At 61.8% G+C, this 18815-nt stretch carries 14 protein-coding genes; 9 read left to right on the forward strand and 5 right to left on the reverse strand.

Annotation, left to right across the window (positions count from 1 at the left end; translation table 11 throughout):
- Positions 1-35 precede the first annotated feature (35 nt).
- From sufC to HMPREF2919_RS05240, 4 genes are all read right to left on the reverse strand, one after another.
- Positions 36-794, reverse strand: a complete 759-nt coding sequence (gene sufC / locus HMPREF2919_RS05225) for a Fe-S cluster assembly ATPase SufC (protein WP_005509109.1) — start codon at positions 792-794, stop codon at positions 36-38.
- Positions 795-813: 19 nt separating this feature from the next.
- Complete coding sequence (sufD, locus tag HMPREF2919_RS05230) at positions 814-2088, reverse strand: Fe-S cluster assembly protein SufD (protein ID WP_070643260.1); 1275 nt, start codon at positions 2086-2088, stop codon at positions 814-816.
- Positions 2088-3545, reverse strand: a complete 1458-nt coding sequence (gene sufB / locus HMPREF2919_RS05235; RefSeq protein WP_049327160.1) for a Fe-S cluster assembly protein SufB — start codon at positions 3543-3545, stop codon at positions 2088-2090. Before sufB ends, sufD begins: the two co-directional genes overlap by 1 nt.
- A 187-nt stretch (positions 3546-3732) precedes the next feature.
- On the reverse strand, positions 3733-4599 hold the full coding sequence (locus HMPREF2919_RS05240; protein WP_070666648.1) for a helix-turn-helix transcriptional regulator: 867 nt from the start codon (positions 4597-4599) through the stop codon (positions 3733-3735).
- Between the two features lie 176 nt (positions 4600-4775).
- Here HMPREF2919_RS05240 and HMPREF2919_RS05245 point away from each other — a divergent pair, with 176 nt between their 5' ends.
- The 9 genes from HMPREF2919_RS05245 to HMPREF2919_RS05285 all read left to right on the forward strand — a co-directional run bounded on the left by HMPREF2919_RS05245 (position 4776) and on the right by HMPREF2919_RS05285 (position 15426).
- Positions 4776-5909: an ABC transporter ATP-binding protein gene (locus tag HMPREF2919_RS05245; protein WP_070643253.1), complete on the forward strand. Its 1134-nt coding sequence runs from the start codon at positions 4776-4778 to the stop codon at positions 5907-5909.
- The gene (locus HMPREF2919_RS05250; RefSeq protein WP_070666651.1) at positions 5906-6790 is read left to right on the forward strand and encodes an ABC transporter permease; all 885 of its coding nucleotides are present in this window, start codon (positions 5906-5908) and stop codon (positions 6788-6790) included. Before HMPREF2919_RS05245 ends, HMPREF2919_RS05250 begins: the two co-directional genes overlap by 4 nt.
- Before the next feature lie 649 nt (positions 6791-7439).
- Positions 7440-9542 carry a transketolase gene (gene tkt, locus HMPREF2919_RS05255; RefSeq protein WP_070666654.1) on the forward strand — a complete coding sequence of 701 codons (2103 nt, stop codon included), beginning with the start codon at positions 7440-7442 and terminating at the stop codon, positions 9540-9542.
- A 171-nt stretch (positions 9543-9713) separates the two neighbouring features.
- A complete protein-coding gene (gene tal, locus HMPREF2919_RS05260; RefSeq protein WP_070506337.1) occupies positions 9714-10814 on the forward strand; it encodes a transaldolase in 1101 nt (366 codons plus the stop codon).
- 277 nt (positions 10815-11091) lie between these two features.
- Entirely contained in the window at positions 11092-12639 is a 1548-nt protein-coding gene (gene zwf / locus HMPREF2919_RS05265) for a glucose-6-phosphate dehydrogenase (protein ID WP_070666657.1), read from the forward strand.
- The gene (locus HMPREF2919_RS05270) at positions 12636-13622 is read left to right on the forward strand and encodes a glucose-6-phosphate dehydrogenase assembly protein OpcA (protein ID WP_049349677.1); all 987 of its coding nucleotides are present in this window, start codon (positions 12636-12638) and stop codon (positions 13620-13622) included. Before zwf ends, HMPREF2919_RS05270 begins: the two co-directional genes overlap by 4 nt.
- Positions 13615-14718 carry a 6-phosphogluconolactonase gene (locus HMPREF2919_RS05275; protein ID WP_049349679.1) on the forward strand — a complete coding sequence of 368 codons (1104 nt, stop codon included), beginning with the start codon at positions 13615-13617 and terminating at the stop codon, positions 14716-14718. The genes HMPREF2919_RS05270 and HMPREF2919_RS05275 overlap by 8 nt, the downstream gene beginning before the upstream one ends.
- 119 nt (positions 14719-14837) lie before the next feature.
- Entirely contained in the window at positions 14838-15089 is a 252-nt protein-coding gene (locus HMPREF2919_RS05280) for a toxin HicA (RefSeq protein WP_070593262.1), read from the forward strand.
- On the forward strand, positions 15082-15426 hold the full coding sequence (locus HMPREF2919_RS05285; protein WP_049342824.1) for a type II toxin-antitoxin system HicB family antitoxin: 345 nt from the start codon (positions 15082-15084) through the stop codon (positions 15424-15426). Before HMPREF2919_RS05280 ends, HMPREF2919_RS05285 begins: the two co-directional genes overlap by 8 nt.
- Positions 15427-15540: 114 nt before the next feature.
- Here the strand turns inward: HMPREF2919_RS05285 and HMPREF2919_RS05290 are convergent, their stop codons facing one another.
- Entirely contained in the window at positions 15541-18183 is a 2643-nt protein-coding gene (locus tag HMPREF2919_RS05290; RefSeq protein ID WP_070666660.1) for a TerD family protein, read from the reverse strand.
- Between the last annotated feature and the right edge of the window lie 632 nt (positions 18184-18815).

Genomic DNA, 18815 nt, shown 5'->3' on the forward strand with positions numbered 1-18815 from the left:
CTATCTTTCTGTCAGAATCCGGTAGGAGAAGAAGCTTACTTCTTACCCACGTAAGAAACGTAGCCCTCTTCTTCCAGGCGGTCAGCCAGCTCGGGGCCGCCCTGGTCAACCATCTTGCCGTCCACGAACACGTGCACGAACTGCGGCTTGATGTAGCGCAGGATGCGGGTGTAGTGGGTAATCAGCATGACGCCCATGTCGTTAGCCTCGTGCGCACGGTTCACGCCCTCAGACACAATCTTCAGTGCGTCAACGTCCAGACCGGAGTCGGTCTCATCCAGGATGCCGAACTTGGGCTTGAGCAGCTCCAGCTGAAGAATCTCGTGGCGCTTCTTCTCACCACCGGAGAAGCCCTCGTTCACGTTACGTGCGATGAAGTCGGGGTCAATCTCCAGGTTCTTCATGGCTTCCTTAACGTCCTTGGTCCAGGTACGCAGGGAGGGAGCCTTGCCGTCCACAGCGGTCTTAGCGGAACGCAGGAAGTTGGACATGGTCACACCGGGGATCTCAACCGGGTACTGCATAGCCAGGAACAGGCCTGCGCGGGCACGCTCGTCCACGCTCATCTCGGTGATGTCCTCACCGTCGAGCAGGATCTGACCGGAGTCAACCTGGTACTTGGGGTGGCCAGCAATGGTGGAAGCCAGAGTGGACTTACCGGAACCGTTCGGGCCCATGATTGCGTGAATCTCGCCCGAGTTGATGGTCAGGTTAACGCCCTTCAGGATGGGCTTGGTGGTTTCGTCGTCGAGGATAACCGAGACGTGAAGGTCCTTGATTTCAAGGGTAGACATTGATTTCTCCTGGTAAAGCTTAGTTGTTGCTGAGGGCGAGCTCTGCCTCAAGGGCCTCGGTGAGCTGCTCTTCAAGTTCGGGAACACGAATCTGCTGAATGATCTCGTTCAGGAAGCCGCGCACGACCAGACGGCGTGCCTCAGCCTCCGGAATACCGCGAGCCTGCAGGTACCACAGGTGCTGCTCATCGAGCTGGCCGGTGGTGGATGCGTGGCCGGCGCCCTCAATCAGGCCGGTCTCAATCTCCAGGTTCGGCACGGAGTCGGCGCGGGGGCCAACTTCCAGCAGCAGGTTACGGTTCAGCTCGTAGGTGTCGGTGCCTTCTGCATCCTTACCAATCAGAACGTCACCAACCCATACGGAGTGCGCACCCTTACCCTGCAGCGCGCCCTTGTAGGTCACGCGGGACTTGCAGTTGGGTACGGAGTGGTCCACGAACAGGCGGGACTCAATGTGCTGACCTGCGTCTACGAAGTACAGGCCGTACATTTCAGTCTCAGCGCCGGGAGCGGTGAACTTGGTGGAGGGGGTCACGCGCACCAGGTCGCCGCCGAGGGACACCACAACGTGCTTGAAGCGTGCGTTGCGGCCCAGCTTAGCGTAGTGTGCGGAAGCGTGGATTGCGTCGTCAGCCCACTGCTGCACGGAAACAACGTTCAGCTCAGCCTCGTCGTTCACCACGAACTCAACGTTCTGTGCCAGGATGGTGGAGCCGGTGTGGCGCAGAACCACGACAGCCTTCGAGAAGGGCTTAGCCTCAATCACGATGTGCTGTGCGGCAGCCTCGTTGCCGGTGCCGGTGATGTCGATTTCCACGTGCTCAGCCAGTTCAGCTTCGGCGGGGATGGTCACCACGGTTGCTTCGGTGAAGCTGGACCACGCGTTCGCTGCCACACGGTCCTCGGGGATACCCGCGGAGCCGATGCGTGCGTCCTCGCGGGAGACGGTCTCAACCTGAACCTGCTCGGGTGCAGTAATCTGCGGTGCCGGTGCGGTGCCGGTCAGCTTCTCCAGGTGCAGGCCACCCAGACGCTTCAGCGGGGTGAAGCGCCAGTCCTCTTCACGACCGGTCAGGGGCGCGAAGTCCTCCACGTTGTAGGAGGTCTTACGCTCTGCACGGGATGCTTCGAGTACCTTCTGGACGTTGTTCGGGTTGGAGCCCTGGTGGTGTGCCTCGGTGGCGCGCAGCAGGGTGTCATCGTGGGCGAACTCGGTGGCGAGCTTCTCGCCCTCCTGGTCCATGCCGGGGATGATCGGGGAGTGGTAACCCAGGGTTTCTTCGTTGGTCGGCATTAGCCCACAGATCCTTCCATCTGAAGTTCGATCAGGCGGTTCAGTTCGAGTGCGTACTCCATCGGCAGCTCGCGGGCGATAGGCTCAACGAAGCCGCGGACGATCATCGCCATTGCTTCTTCTTCGCTCAGGCCGCGCTGCATCAGGTAGAACAGCTGGTCCTCGGAGACGCGGGAAACGGTCGCCTCGTGACCCATGGTCACATCGTCCTCGCGGACATCCACGTAGGGGTAGGTGTCGGAGCGGGAGATGGTGTCCACCAGCAGTGCGTCACAGACCACGGAGGACTTGGAGTGCTTAGCGCCCTCACGAACCTGAACCAGGCCACGGTATGCGCTACGGCCGCCGTTACGTGCCACGGACTTGGACACAATGGTCGAGGAGGTGTTCGGCGCAATGTGAACCATCTTCGAACCGGTGTCCTGGTGCTGACCCTCACCCGCGAATGCGATGGACAGGGTCTCACCCTTAGCGTGCTCACCGACCATGTAAACAGCCGGGTACTTCTGGGTGACCTTCGAACCGATGTTGCCGTCCACCCATTCCATGGTGGCGCCCTCGTGCGCAACCGCACGCTTGGTCACCAGGTTGTAGACGTTGTTCGACCAGTTCTGGATGGTGGTGTAGCGAACGCGTGCGTTCTTCTTCAGCACAATCTCAACCACTGCGGAGTGCAGAGAGTCGGACTTGTAGATGGGGGCGGTGCAGCCCTCAATGTAGTGAACGTAGGAGCCCTCGTCAGCGATGATCAGGGTGCGCTCGAACTGACCCATGTTCTCGGTGTTAATACGGAAGTACGCCTGCAGCGGGATCTCCACGTGAACTCCCGGGGGAACGTACACGAAGGAGCCACCGGACCACACGGCGGTGTTCAGTGCGGAGAACTTGTTGTCACCAATCGGGATGATGGAGCCGAAGTATTCCTTGAACAGTTCGGGGTATTCGCGCAGACCGGTGTCGGTGTCGACGAAGATCACGCCCTGCTTCTCCAGGTCCTCACGGATCTGGTGGTACACGACCTCGGACTCGTACTGTGCAGCCACACCCGCAACGAGCGAGTTACGCTCAGCCTCGGGAATACCCAGGCGCTCGTAGGTGGTGCGGATGTCCTCGGGCAGTTCATCCCAAGAAGCCGCCTGACCCTCGGTCGAACGCACGAAGTACTTGATGTTGTCGAAGTCGATTTCGGAAAGATCCGCGCCCCAGGTGGGCATAGGCTTACGCTCGAAGAACTTCAGCGCCTTCAGACGCATGTCCAGCATCCACTGGGGTTCGTTCTTCTTTGCAGAGATGTCGCGCACGACGTCCTCGTCCAGGCCGCGCTTTGCTACCTGGCCTGCTTCGTCGGAGTCTGCCCAACCGTACTCGTAGTTGCCAATGCCCTCGAGTTCGGGGTTCATCTCCAGGATCTCTGAAATGACGGTGTCGTTGGCGTTCTGCCCAACTTTCTCAGTCATTACGGCCTTTCTTCGATGGTTATTACATTTCTCTCCGTCACCTGCCGGTTGCAGGCGCGGTAGTTTAGGGGGCTGATGCCGCGCTCAAACACGACGCGTAGCGGTGCGTGGTGTAGGCGGGTTTCAGCGTGCGGGTCGCAACCCTTTGGGGTTCATCGGGGTGCGCCGCTGGGTACTGCGGTAAGCCTTACGCGGAAGGTTTCTCTGCGGAGTCCTCAGCGTTCTTCTCGCTCTCGGCGGTGACGCGGTTCAGGGGCACGTGCGTGGTACACACGTGAGCGCCCGAAGCCATGGTCGAGAGCCTACGCACATCAACGCCGAGCAGGTCGGAAATAATCCCGGTTTCCTGTTCGCAGAACACCTGGAAGTCGCCGGCGAGGTCGCGTACCGGGCAGTGGCCCTGGCACAGCTGAATGCTCGCGAGGAAATGTTCGGGAACAGTTCGTCCTGCAGGAGGCGCGGTGACCTGAGCGGTCGCCACGAAACCGTCCTTGCTCATGGCTTCTGCGAGCGCCTGTGCTCGGGCTGCCACGTCGTCTCCGGCGGCTTCTACGACGGGTCGGTAGCGGGCTTCCATTTCTGCGGCTCGGGCGGATGCGAAAGCTTCGAGGGCTTCCTGGCCGACCGTGTCGCGGAGCATTTGCAGGGCGTCGCGGGCGATGATGAGGTAGTCGTTGCCGAGGCGTTCGTGGCCCTGGGGGGCGATCACGTAGCGGCGGGCAGGTCGTCCGGCTCCGGCGCCGTGCTTCTTGATGGGCGCGACCTCAATCATGTTGTTGGATTCGAGGGCGTCGAGGTGGCGGCGTACTGCTGCGGGGGTGAGGCTGAGGAGCTCACCGAGGGTTGCTGCGGATACGGGGCCGTTGTTGAGAACTTCGCGGAGAACGCGGTCCCTGGTGCGTTCTTCCGCCTCGGCTTTGCGCTTGGATGTGCGTGCCGCGGAGGACTTGGTGCTGGGAGCACCAGTAGAGCCCGAGGCGGCGGTTCGGTTGCCGTTTCGGGTCTGCGCCTCGTTCGTTGAGGCGCGCTGAGAGGTCTTATTCACGGAATACACAAATAAAGTATGTCCTAATTAGCTTTTCTTTGGCTAGTTAGGTACCCCTACTTGATAACTTTTCAACCTGAAGGTGAACATTTGAGTCGTAACGGGTGTGCCTTAAACGTGAGTTAGGGCATAAGATGAAAGGTGCACACACGCTCATTCATCGAAAAACTCGAAAGTGACTGTCTATGGAGACCACCACCGCGGGCCAGCAGGACCACCCGGGGCGTGCATCCGCCGCACCAACGGCGCGCACTGAGCACCACACGGAGCCCAGCGCCTCCCCCACCGCACGACGACGCATCATCGCAGAAGAACCAGCGCTTAGCATTAAAGACCTCATCAAAGAGTTCAAGCCCTCACGCGCCTTCCGCACCAAATACCCCGAACGGCTCACCGCCAGCGGGCTCTACCGCGCCGTCAACAAGGTCAACCTGCGCGTCTTCCCCGGTGAAGTAGTCGTCCTGCTCGGTGCTAATGGCGCCGGCAAAACCACGACCCTCGCCTGCGCCCAGGGCCTGCTCAAGCCCACCCGCGGTACCGTGCGCCTCCTCGGCGAAAACCCGCTGCAGGCGGACCCGGAGCTACGCGCCAAGGTCGGCATTATGCTCCAGGATGGCGGCCTACCCAACGCTATGCATCCCATTCCGCTGCTCGAGCACATCTCGACCATGTACACCGACCCGTACCCGGTCGAAGAGCTCGCAGAACGCCTCGGCATTGACGCTTTTAACGGCACCACGATTCGCCGTCTCTCGGGTGGTCAGAAGCAGCGAGTCTCCCTTGCCGCCGCCCTCATCGGCCGCCCGGACGTGCTCTTCCTTGACGAGCCCTCCGCGGGCCTCGACCCTCAATCCCGCAACGTTGTCTTCGACATTATTCGTGAACAGCGTGAACTCGGAACCGCCATCGTGCTCACCACGCACCTGATTGATGACGCGCAGAAACTCGCCGATTACGTCTACATCATTGAAAACGGCACCACGGTTCAGGAAGGCACCGTCTCCGAGCTCATCGCCAGCGACGGCACGAACCGCCTGCAGTACACCCTGGATGCTCCCACCCCCACCCGTGAGCAGCTGTTGCCCGCGCATCTACGCGCCGGTGTGGAGCTCATCGAGAAGGTGCCCTACACCCCGGCTCGCGACGGCGCGCCCTCTGTGCCCGGCGAGTACGAACTGGTCGGCACGCTGCGCCCCGAGCACCTGGCGGCGTTCACCTCCGCGCTCGCCGAGCGTTACCTCATGCCTATTTCTCTGACCATGGAACCGAAGACTCTTGAGGATGTCTTCCTCGACATTTCAGGACGTGATATCCGATGAGCAACACCGCACGCAGCAACAACGAGCGAGCAGAACTTCAGGCAGAAGAACGCGAAATGGAAGAACGCGGCGTAAACACCCGCCCCAAGGTCTCTTCCATTGACGAGGATGAGGAGTACATTCCCCCGCGCGCAAACTACCCGCTCGTGCGCGTCATCGAGCAGGGCCGCTACGAGACCATGGCGATGCTCCGCAACGGCGAGCAGCTGATGCTGAACATTATTTTTCCCGTCATGGCGCTCATTGCGTTGAGGTTCACGGGCCTGATTGATGAGTACGCGAACTCGGTGGGGGTCTCCCGCATGGACGCGGCGGTCCCCGGCGTTCTGGCGCTCTGTGTGATTTCTACGGCGCTGTCAGGTCAGGGCATTGCCACCGGTTTTGATCGCCGCTACGGTGTGCTGCGGTTCCTTGCGACCACTCCCCTGGGCCGTAACGGCCTGATCATGGGCAAGTGCATTGCGGTGCTGGTGGTCGTGGCAATTCAGTTCACACTGGTGGCGGCGCTCGGGTACGGTCTGGGCTGGCGCCCGGACGCTATCGCCGTCTCCCGCTCCATCATCACGATGCTCATGGGCGCCGGCGCGTTTACGGCGCTGGGCCTACTCATTGCCGGTACGGTACGTGCGGAGGCGACCCTCGCCATCGTGAATATTGCCTGGGTGATTCTTGCCGGTGCCGGCGGCGTGGTGTTCCCGTTGAAGTCCTTCCCCGACTGGTACGCCGGGGTTATGGCATGGTCGCCCTCGGCGGCTCTGGGTGACGCGCTGCGCGGCAACTTCATTCAGCATCAGTGGCTTGCCGACCCGCACTGGGTCCTCATTGTGTGGACCGTGGTCATTGGGTTTATTGCCTCGCGCAAGTTCAAGTGGTCTGACTAGTAGCAACCTGGCAGGCAGCGCTTTTCGCGCATACAGCTAAAGCAACTGCAGGTTAAAAAGGCGGGCGCCGGATATGTTTCCGACCATATCCGGCGCCCATTCATATAACACAAACCTTTAGCCTCAACCTTACACAAAGTGTACGGTCAGAGACTAAAAGAAAGCACCCTCCTCCAGAACCTTTTATCTCACCACCACAGTAAGATAATCAACGGTTCTTACGCGGAGGAGGGGCTTCAATCACCGAGATGTAGACCGACCCAACCACTGTTTCGGTCTACAACCTTCCTGCTCAACCTTAACATGAGCTTCACCACTTACACAAAAATTGTTACGTTACTGAACAATATTCAGCGCATAGCTCAGAAACACAGCTCAAACGCGCACCGCGAAATCCGCGGAGCCCGCGTTGTAGCGTCGCTTTTTCTCCATCTCAGCCCCGTATCACCCTGTGAATGTCTGCATTCACACACCGGATACTTCCGCCCAGTGAACTATCCTGTTAAAACGAAAGGGTCGAAACATCCTCCGGGCACCCAGCCACACACGGCACGGGAATAACAGCCTGATGAGAACCGTTACACCCGACGGACAGCGCGCTAGCACAAGCCTGCTGGCGCATCCACTCACGTTGTGAAAGGACACCCACGTGGCAGAGAACTTCCAGTGGACAGAAACCGACCAGCGCGCCGTAGATACCGCACGTATCCTCGCCGCAGACGCCGTAGAAAAGGTCGGATCCGGCCACCCCGGCACCGCAATGAGCCTGGCGCCGGTCGCCTACCTGCTCTTCCAGAAGGTCATGAACCAGGATCCCTCCGACGACCGCTGGGAAGGTCGTGACCGCTTCATCCTCTCCCCCGGCCACACCTCCCTCACCCTGTACACTCAGCTGTTCCTCGGCGGCTACGGCCTGGAAATGAAGGACCTAGAAGCCCTGCGCACCTGGGGTGCCCTCACCCCCGGCCACCCCGAATACAAGCACACCAAGGGCGTAGAAATCACCACCGGCCCGCTCGGCCAGGGCCTGGCATCCGCCGTTGGCTTCGCCTACGCACAGCGCCGTATGCGCGGTATGTTCGACCCCGAAGCAGCGCCGGGCACCTCCCCCTTCGACCACCACGTCTACGTCATCGCCTCCGAAGGTGACGTGCAGGAAGGCGTCACCGCCGAGGCGTGCGCGCTCGCAGGTCACCAGGAGCTCGGCAACCTGATTGTCGTGTGGGACCGCAACCACATCTCCATTGAAGAAGACACCGACGTTGCCTTCACCGAAGACGTGGCAAAGCGCTACGAGTCCTACGGCTGGGACGTTCAGCGCGTGGACTGGACCCGCACCGGTGACTACGTTGAGGACGTCGCAGAACTCTACGCCGCTATTGAGCGTGCGAAGGCTGTCACCGACAAGCCTTCCTTCATTGAGCTGCGCACCATCATCGGCTACCCCGCCCCCACCAAGCAGAACACCGGCGCAGTGCACGGCTCCAAGCTCGGTGCCGAAGAGGTCGCCGCAACCAAGGAACTGCTCGGCTTCGACCCCGCCAAGAGCTTCTTCATCGAGGAGAACGTGCTAGCACACACCCGCCAGCTCGTCGAGCGCGGCGCTGCGGCACACAAGGCATGGGACGAGAAGTTCGAGGCATGGGCTAAGGCTAACCCCGAGCGCGCCGAACTGTACAAGCGCCTCGTTGCAGGCGAACTGCCCGCGGACTACAAGGCTGCTTTCCCCGTGTTCGAGGCTGGCACCTCCGTGGCAACCCGCGCGGCATCCGGCACCGTCATCAACGCTATTGCTGACACCTTCCCCGAACTGTGGGGCGGCTCCGCTGACCTCGCCGGCTCGAACCTGACCACCATCAAGGGGGCAGAGTCCTTCAACCCGGCATCGCGAACCACCGAAGACTGGACCGGTAACCCCTACGGCCGCGTGCTGCACTTCGGTATTCGTGAGCATGCTGCCGCAGCAATCGTTAACGGTATTGTGCTCTCCTCCCCGACCCGCGCATTCTCGGGCACCTTCTTCGTGTTCTCCGACTACCAGCGCCCGGCCGTTCGCCTCTCCGCACTGATGGGCGTTCCCTCAGTGTACGTGTGGACCCACGACTCCATCGGCGTGGGCGAAGACGGCCCCACCCACCAGCCGATCGAGCACCTCTCCGCCCTGCGCGCCATCCCCGGCTTCGACGTGGTTCGCCCCGCGGACGCTAACGAAACCGCCGTCGCATGGCGCACCATCCTGGAGAAGTCCGACCGCCCCGCAGGTATCGTGCTCTCCCGCCAGAACCTGCCCGTCTGGGCTCGTGAAGACGTGCACGCAGACGCTGAGGGCGAGAAGTTCGCTTCCGCTGAGGGCACCGCACGCGGCGGCTACATCATGGCTGACACCGAGGGCACCCCGGACGTCATCCTGATCGCTACCGGTTCCGAGGTTGAGCTCGCTGTTCAGGCTCGCGCAACCCTCGCAGAGCAGGGCATCGCGGCTCGCGTGGTTTCCATGCCTTCACGTGAGTGGTTCGCTGAGCAGGACGCAGAGTACCGCGAGTCGGTTCTGCCCTCCTCGGTTGCCGCCCGCGTCTCCGTCGAGGCTGGCCTGGCGATGAGCTGGTACGACCTGCTCGGCACCGCTGGCCGCGCCGTGTCCATCGAGCACTTCGGTGCATCCGCCGATGCGAAGACCCTGTACCGCGAATTCGGTATCACCGCGGAGGCTGTCGTGGCTGCCGCTAAGGAATCCATCGAGGCCGCTAAGTAGGCAGTAACAACGCCGCGGTAACTGCCGCGCACACTGCGCTCCCCCTGTACGGGTGGGGTGCGGACGCAACGGGTAGGCTCCGGCTGACCGCTCAGCCGGAGCCTCCCGCCGCCCAGAAGATTTCACTGATATCTCAAATTTCAATTTCGACAAAGAATCGAAGGTTTTCACATGTCTGAGTCCACTCAGAAGCTTTCCGACGCCGGTGTCTCCATCTGGCTTGACGACCTCTCCCGTGAGCGTCTGACCAGCGGCAACCTCGCCGAACTCATCAAGACCCACAACGTCGTCGGTGTGACCACCAACCCCACCATCTTCGCTGGTGCTCTCTCCAAGGGTGCCGCATACGCCGAGCAGATGCGTGAACTTGCCGCCGCCGGCGCAAGCGTTGAAGAGGCAGTCTTCGCCGCAACCTGCGACGACGTGCGCGCAGCCTGCGACGTGTTTGCACCCGTCTACAAGGCATCCAACGGTTTTGACGGCCGCGTCTCCATCGAGGTTGACCCCCGCCTGGCACGCGACGCCGAAGGCACCGCCAAGATGGCACGTGAACTCTACGAGCGCGTGGGCCGCGAAAACGTCATGATTAAGATCCCCGCAACCCAGGAAGGCCTGCGCCCCATCGCGGAAACCCTGGCTGCTGGCATCAGCGTGAACGTGACTCTGATCTTCTCCCTGACCCGCTACCGCGAGGTCATCAACGCCTACATGCTCGGCCTGGAGCAGGCGCTGGAGAACGGTAAGGACCTGTCCACCATCCACTCGGTCGCATCCTTCTTCGTCTCCCGCGTAGACACCGAAATCGATGCACGCCTCGAAGCTGCCGGCGGCGACGCTGTGCAGCTCAAGGGCAAGGCAGGCCTGGCAAACGCACGCCTCGCCTACGAGGTGTTCGAGGAAATGTTCTCCTCCGAGCGTTGGGCACGTCTGCAGGCGCACGGCGCGAACGTACAGCGCCCGCTGTGGGCATCCACCGGCGTGAAGGACCCGTCCCTGCCGGACACCCTGTACGTCACCGGCCTGGTTGCACCCAACACCGTGAACACCATGCCCGAGGCAACCCTGAACGCTGTTGCCGATCACGGCGAGGTTACCGGCAACACCATCGTGCCGAACTACTCCGAGTCCAACAACGTTCTGGACGCTATCTCCGTTCACGTCTCCTACCCGGAGGTCGTGGAAAAGCTCGAGGTTGAGGGCCTGTCCAAGTTCGACGTCTCCTGGGAAGAGCTGCTGCAGACCGTCCGCGAAGCACTCGAGCAGGCTAAGTAGCCGCGCCCCAGTAGCCGCCGAAAATATAGCGCGGCACTAAACACTGTCGGTGTGCACCGCCCGATGCGCACCGCGGCACCGCATCCTAATCCGCCGGGGTTCCCGCCAGAGCTTCACCGTTCGGGGAATCTCGGCGAATTAGGGTGCCACTGAGACAATCCCGTCAAAACCGGTACAATACAGGGTACACACCTTCCAGAATGCGGCATCGCCTCCGCGCGACAAGGTACGAACCGCGCGCCGCACGAACCAACCAAGGCAATCAAAGGAATATATTGTGACTATCGGTCATGAAGCGAACCCCCTCAGGGACACTCGCGACCGCCGCATTACCCGCATTGCGGGGCCGTCCGCGCTCGTCTTCTTTGGCGTAACCGGTGACCTGGCCCGCAAGAAGCTGCTTCCGGCAGTGTATGACCTCATGAACCGCGGTTTGCTCCCGCCGAGCTTCGGCCTTGTCGGCTTCGGCCGCCGCCCCTGGAGCGATGACGACTTCCGCTCCTACGTGCGTGAATCTGTTGAGGCAAACGCCCGCACCCCCTTCCGCGAAGACGTATGGAATCAGTTCCAGCAGGGCATGCGATTCGTTGAAGGTGCCTTTGACGACGACGCAGCTTATGAACAGCTCAAGAGCACCCTCGCCGAACTCGACGAGCGTGGCGCTCACGGCAACCACGCCTTCTACCTGTCGATTCCCCCGAAGGCATTCGAGCAGGTCCTCACCAAGCTCGCTGAACACGACCTCGCATCCCGTGATAACGACACCGTCAACCCCGTTGACGGCTGGCGCCGCGTGGTTATTGAAAAGCCCTTCGGCCACAACCTTGAGAGCGCCCGCGAGCTGAATTCCATCGTGGAGGCGGTCTTCCCGCCCGACGCCGTGTTCCGCATCGATCACTACCTGGGCAAGGAAACCGTTCAGAATATCCTGGCGATGCGTTTCTCCAACCAGATGTTCGAACCGCTCTGGAACTCCAACTACGTTGACCACGTCCAGATCACCATGGCAGAAGACATCGGCATCGGCTCCCGCGCAGGCTACTACGACGGCGTGGGTGCGGCCCGCGACGTCATCCAGAACCACCTGCTGCAGCTGCTCGCCCTCACCGCCATGGAAGAGCCCCTCAGCCTCGACGCCAAGCACCTGCGCGCCGAGAAGGCGAAGGTCCTCGAAGCAGTCCGCATCGACGACCTGCCGAACTCCTTCGCCCTCGGCCAGTACGCCGCAGGCTACCAGGGCGGCGAGCACGTCAACGGCTTCTTCGACGAGAACGACATCCCCGCAGACTCCCGCACCGAAACCTTCGCAGCGCTGAAGGTGTCCATCGCAAACCGCCGCTGGGAAGGCACCCCCTTCTACCTGCGCGCCGGCAAGCGCCTGGGCCGCCGCGTCACCGAAATCGCCGTGGTCTTCAAGAAATCCTCCGACCGTCTCTTCGGCGAACGTGAAAACCCGCAGGTCGGCCAGAACGCCATCGTCATCCGCGTGCAGCCCGACGAAGGCATGACCATCCGATTCTCCGCGAAGGTGCCCGGCACCCAGATGGAAATCCGCGACGTCAACATGGACTTCGGCTACGGTCACTCCTTCACCGAAGAGTCCCCCGAAGCCTATGAACGCCTCATCCTGGACGTTCTGCTCGGCGAGCCGCCGCTGTTCCCCCGCCACGAAGAAGTTGAGCTCTCCTGGAAAATCCTCGACCCCTTCGAAGAGTACTGGGAAGAAAACCGCATTAAGCCTGAACCCTACGAGTCCGGTTCGTGGGGTCCGCGTTCAGCACACGAGATGCTTGAGCGTGACAACCGCGCTTGGAGGCGCCCGTGATCTCGCACCTGCATAACACCACCGTTTCAGCCATCAACAAGGAACTGAGCCACCTGACTGCCGCCAACGGTAGCCTCAGTAGCGGACGAGTTCTCACCCTTGTTGTTCTCGCGGAAAAGGGCCACTCCCGCGAAGCAATGCGCGCCGCAATTCGTGCCTCCCACGAACACCCGAGCCGCATTATTGTGCACATCTCCCACGACCCGCTCGACCCCGACCAGCTGGATGCAGAAATCCACCTCGGCGGCGACACCGGTGCATCCGAGATGATTGTTCTGCGCGGCTGGGGTAGCGCATCCCGCCCGACCGAAGCACTGATCTCCGGTCTGCTGCTGCCTGATTCCCCCATTGTGGTCTGGTGGCCGCACTCGGTTCCGGAGAACCCAGCACAGCACTCCATCGGTCGTATCGCTCAGCGTCGCATTACCGATTCTGCACGCGCTGAGGACCCGAAGGAGGCCCTCAAGCACCTCGCCGAGGTGTACCGCGCCGGCGACACCGACCTGGCGTGGACCCGCCTCACCCTGTGGCGCACCCAGCTCGCAGCGCTCATGGAGCAGATGCCTTCCTCCCCCGTACGCCGCGTGGTTGTGTGGGGTTCGAGCAAGTCCCCGTCCGTGGTGCTGCTCGGTACGTGGCTCGGCTGGAAGCTTGAAGCACCCGTGCACCTCGCCACCATTGGCGCGGCAAACCGCGGCCTGTACCGCGTCAGCATTGAGCGTGAAGACGGTTCGGTGACGATGTTCCGCCCCGGCATTTCCGTGGCGACCATCTCCACCCCGTACGCGCCCGATCAGCAGATTGCGCTGCCGGTGCGTACCCTCGCCGAGTGCATCTCTGAGGAGCTGCGCCGCCTCGACCCGGACGACACCTACGGTGACGTGCTGAAGCAGGCGCTGCGCACCGTCACCCTCGTCGATGACACCTGCCAGCCTGAAGACATGCTGGACCTCGAAGAATACCCGGAGGTTTTCGATGCCTAAGATTCAGAACATGGGCGCATCCACCCCCACCCTGGTGGCGCACCCGACCCGCGACGCTCTCGCAGCGGACGCGGTGACCCGCATCCTCGACATCATTGAGCACGTGCTCTCTGAGCGTACGATCGCCCACATTTCGCTGACCGGCGGCACCATGGGTATCGCCACCTTGAAGGCATGGGCTGAGAACGAGCGCGTGAAGGATATCGACTGGTCCCGCGTGCACTTCTGGTTCTCCGATGAGCGTTACGTGCCCGAGCGTAGCCCCGAACGTAATGACGGTCAGGCTATTGAGGTGCTGCTCGCTCCCCTGCTGTCGCACGGCCTGGTCGTGGGCAATGTGCACCGCATGGGTCCGTCCGATATTTTCACCGGCCTGGAAGCTGCAGCTGAGCACTACGCCTTTGAGATGCGCGACTACGCCGGTTCTGCACCGGCTGTGAGCGTGCAGATGCCCGAGGGCGCAACCGAACTGCCGCTGGCTGGCGGTCACGGTGGCGGCGCAGGTCACGAGCACGGCGGCTCCGGCGGCTGTGGTTGTGGTGGCGGCGGTTGCGGTTCTTCCGCACCCGAGCAGTCCATCGAAGAGACCACCCTGGACGAATTTGATGCTGAGGCTGCTGAGGCTTCCGAATCCGCCGGTGGTTGCGGATGCGGCGGCGGAGGCTGCGGTGGTGGCGGTGGCGGCCAGTGGCCTGCACCGGTCTTTGATATCACCCTGCTGGGCATGGGCCCGGATGGTCATATTGCTTCCCTGTTCCCGGGCCGTAAGCAGGTTCTGCTGGGTACCGGTCTGCCGGAGGATCCGGTTGAGGGCGGTAAGGCTGTGACCGTGATGGTTTCTGATTCGCCGAAGCCGCCGGCTGAGCGTGTGTCGGTGACCCTGCCGATTATCAATAATTCGCGTCACGTGTTCTTCCTCATCACCGGTGAGGATAAGCAGGATGCGACCAGCCGCCTTCTGGCTGGCGCGAAGCTGGACGCTGAGGACCTGAACGCGGAGCTACTGCTGGAGACCCCGGCGGTGGGTGCGCGCGGTAAGAAGCAGACCCTGATTTTTGCAACCGAGGAGTCGCTGGCTCCTGAGAACCGCCCGTAAGTTTCGGTTCTGAACTGCATCAACAAAAGAGTGGAGCCCCGGATAGTTTCGACTATCCGGGGCTTTTCTCTATGGTTTTAAACCACCCCGAAATGGTACTAGAAGTGGTACTATGAAGTATGCCGAGTATTGAAGATTTAGTTGCGAAGATGGCCGCCAGCCCTCAAAACGTTACTTTCACTCAACTTCAAAAGGTATGCACCCATTTCTTTGGAGCGCCGCGTATCCGCGGATCTCACCACTACTACAGCACCCCCTGGCATGGTGACCCTATTGTCAACATTCAACAGGGAAACTCCGGTAAAGCAAAGAAATACCAAGTCAAGCAGGTTCTAACTGCCATTCGAAAACTGGAGAATAACGATGACTAACGCTCTCCCCCGCCAAGAGCTCTACACCTACCGCGTCGAGTGGTCTGAAGACGACCAGGAATTCGTCGGAACCGTAGCCGAATTCCCCAGCCTCTCATACCTGGCCCCAACCTCTACCGAGGCATTCGAAGGTATCCGAGAAGTCGTCGCCGACACCCTCGAAATTCTTGAAGAAGATGGCCGCGAGGCACCCGAACCGTTCTCTCTGCGTTCCTTCTCAGGACGATTCAACTTGCGTGTTTCACCGCAATTGCATCGTCGTCTGGTTCAGCAGGCAGCGCTTTCTCACCAGAGCCTGAACCAGTACGTGAGCCAACAGCTCGAAGCGGTCGCCTAAGTAAGCCAGCATGTCTTCATCATCCAACGAAGATTCCAAAATGTTATGACATGACAAAAGAGTGGAGCCCCGGATAGTTTCGACTATCCGGGGCTCCACTCTTGCTACGCCCGCCTACTGTTCAGTAGCGGCAGGATTCTGCGGCTCTTGTTCCTCCGAAGATTCATCCGCCTCAAAGCCCACGTACAGTGCCGCCAGCGACGGAACCGTCGCCTCCAGCACTTGCTGCGCCTCCTCGGGGCTCGGGGTGAGCTTCGCGCCGGTCAGCTGCAGGTACTCGCGCACCGTCATGGGCTGCGCCCAGTCAAAGTGCTCACGCACGGCGGTGATGTTCGCGCCAGACTGCAACACGTTAATGCCGTGGGCAAGACCAATATCCGTCACCTTCACGATGGCGTCGGTCTCCTCCGGGATGTCGTACGGGTCGCGGTTCTGCAGGTCCACGATGAACGGCAGCACACCGCGGCTCTCAGCGCGCAAGGTGAACTTGGTGTGCACCTGGCTCACCTCATGCACCTCACCCACACCTACGGCGGGCACCACCATGAAGCCCGCCTGCAGGTCGTTCACCGCGGCCAGGGTGTGTGCCTCCCCGAAGCCGGAATACAGCTGCACCACCGGCACGAGGTAGCACACCTCCGCCTTGAGCGCCTTGCGAGCCTCAATGTCGATGTACTCCCAGGCGCCTCCGGTACCGTCCGTAATGTCGCCCGAGTGATGCGCGTAAATGGCGCCCTGGCTGTTCTTCACGGTCTGCGACCAGTAGCTGATCTTGTCCATGTAGTTGCCTTCGGCGTCGAACATCATCAGCGACAGGTCAATGTCCACGCCCTCATCCCAGAAGCAGAAGAGGCGAATCACGCCGGTGGGCGGCAGGTGCACCGTCGAGGTGTTGTAGCGGCCCATACCGTCCAGGGAGGGGCGGGCACTGCGTGTGTTCAGCGGCATAATCGTATCACCCACCTGCTCGGGCAGGTAGATGCTGGTCTCGGCAAGACGGCCGGACAGGCCAATCTCGACCAGGCGCTCCAGCAGGTCCAGCACGACCGGGCTGTACTCGCGCGCCGGAATCATGGTGGCGATACCGGTCTTGGACAGGTTCATGCGCTGCGGGGCGGCAGGCTGAGTCTTCTGAGCGGACGCCGCGCGGCGCTCCTCGCGCTGGCTCGCGGCAGGTTCGGAACCGACCGGGATAGAAGGCAGCGGGTTCTCCGGGCCGGAATTATCCCCAAAGAACGAGCCCAGCGGGTTCGGGATGCCCGCGTTCTGCATGATGTTCTGAACCCTCGCGACGCCCTCCGGGTTGCGGCGCGCGTAGTCGGCGAGCTCCCGGTCCTCCTGCACCGCCACCGGGTTGGCGGGGCGCTCCTTCGGCGGGTTCGCAAGCGCGTTACGCTGCAGGGTCACCAGGTTGCGGATCTGCACCAGGATGGGCGCGGAAACGCGCGGCGCCACGGCGGCAAACGCGTCAAAGATGACCTGCTGGCCGGGGCTCGGTGCGGTATCGATGCCGTAGCGAGGCGCTTCGAAAGCATCCAGGGCGCGCACCAGCTGGCGTGCAAACACGCCGGGACGGGTCGAGAGCAGACGTGCCACGTTCTGCGCATCCCGGGTGGCGTAGGCGCGGTCCACCAGCGATTCGAAGCTGTACACCTCGCCGCGGTACAGGTCATCAGCCCAGCGGCTCAGCGCGGTCAGCGAGGGGTAGTCGCCGGGGTGAATCGCCTTGACGAGGCGCTTGTACATCTCTGCATTGGGCGCGCTGTCGTAGCGGGCGCCGACCGGGTCAGCCTCCAGTACCCGGTTGAGCAGGTGCGCGATGCGGGTGCGTTCGCTACGACGCAGCTTCAGGCGCGGTGCGATGCTCAGGCTCAGGTCACCCACCGTGCCGTTGAAACGCAGGCGCGAGTATGCGGCGGCGAGAGCGAGCGCCTCCTTCATAGTGTGCAGACGCTCAGCGTCTTCGGGGTGCAGGCAGGCGGCGATGAACACGCGGTTCTCGCGGCTGGTGTTCTCTGGTCGGGCAGCCGGCAGCGCGTCATGCTGGGCAAGGAAACGGCGCAACGCCACAAGGTCGCGCTGGTCGGTCTGGTTGTACGCCTGCTGCTGACCGAGCAGCTGCTGGTAGAGGGCACCCGCCATGATCAGGGCGTTCTGCACGCCGCTGACCATCTGCAGGGGTCGGCGGTTGCGTTCCATGGACGCGAAGTTGGAGCGGCTCATCGGCTGCTGCCACTCGTAGGGCACGTAGTTCTCGGGCAGGCCGCCAAGAATGCGCTCGGTGCCGTCCGGGTTGTAGTACGGGTTGGAGAGGTAGTGCATGATCTGCTCGGTGTAGCGTTGCTCGTCGGTGAGCGTCAGGGCGCGCAGATCAAAGTCGCGGCGGAACACGCGGCCGGGGCGGTACCCGTATTCGTAGGACCAGATGGTTGCGAACAGGGCGAATTCGTTGGCGCTGGCGTTCAGCGCCTGGGCGAGGGACTCAGGGCTGAGGGTCAGACCGCAATTGCTCAGGACGGATACTCGCCCCAGGTCGGTGTCGAATGCGCCGGAGTGGTGCAGGTCGTTAATGCTCGAGTAGTTCGAGCGGTAGTAGGGGCCGTACAGGTCGGTGAAGACGTACACGCCGTAGCGGCGCATCAGGATGAGGCGCACGAGGGGGCTGAGGCCCTCGGGCGCTTCGCCGTGAAGGTATGCGGATTCGTCGAAGTAGGGTGATTCCTGCAGGTAGGGGGATGCGTCGTAGGGAGTGGTCACGGGTCGTCCTTTCCGTTGGTCTCACCCGGCTGTCACCGTCGGTGGTGTGTCTATGTTCTTATCGTAGCGGCGTGGGTGCTGGTTGTCGCGGGGTTTGGTCATCGGTGACCTGCGGGGGTATATATTCGCGGGGCAACAGGCGGTTACGTATCGCGGAGCCTGGGCGGCACTTATCCGTTGCTTGTTGATCGGTCGCTTGCTGATCTGTTGGCCGCTTATCTGTCAGCCGCGTGGGAACTGGGTTAAAAGAAAAATGGCGGGAAGCGAAGAATCCGATAAATATAAGAAAAGATATTTCAGAAAGTAGGACTCTTCATAATCCGCCATTACTTATAGAGTACTCCCGCCCCGCGACGGTGGTCAAGCCGTTTCGTCACCGAAGCATGCTCGGGGGTTTCTACCCGCCGGTGAGGCGCTAGCTAAGGGGGCAAGTAGCCTCACCGGCAGGTAGGTTTTTCGGGTTAGGACTCACCCAATAGGGCGAGCGCGGCTTCGCGGGCGGCAAGCGCCTCCTCAGTCACGCGCGGGGTCACCGCAGCCAGGGCGCGCAAGCTCTTCGCCAGCACCGTGGAGCCCTTCATCTTCGGCTCCAGCTCGACGGGAATCTCAACCGGCGTGCCGTACAGTTCGGC

Origin of the sequence: Rothia sp. HMSC068E02, from assembly GCF_001813565.1 — a bacterium.
In the GTDB taxonomy this organism is placed as follows: domain Bacteria; phylum Actinomycetota; class Actinomycetes; order Actinomycetales; family Micrococcaceae; genus Rothia.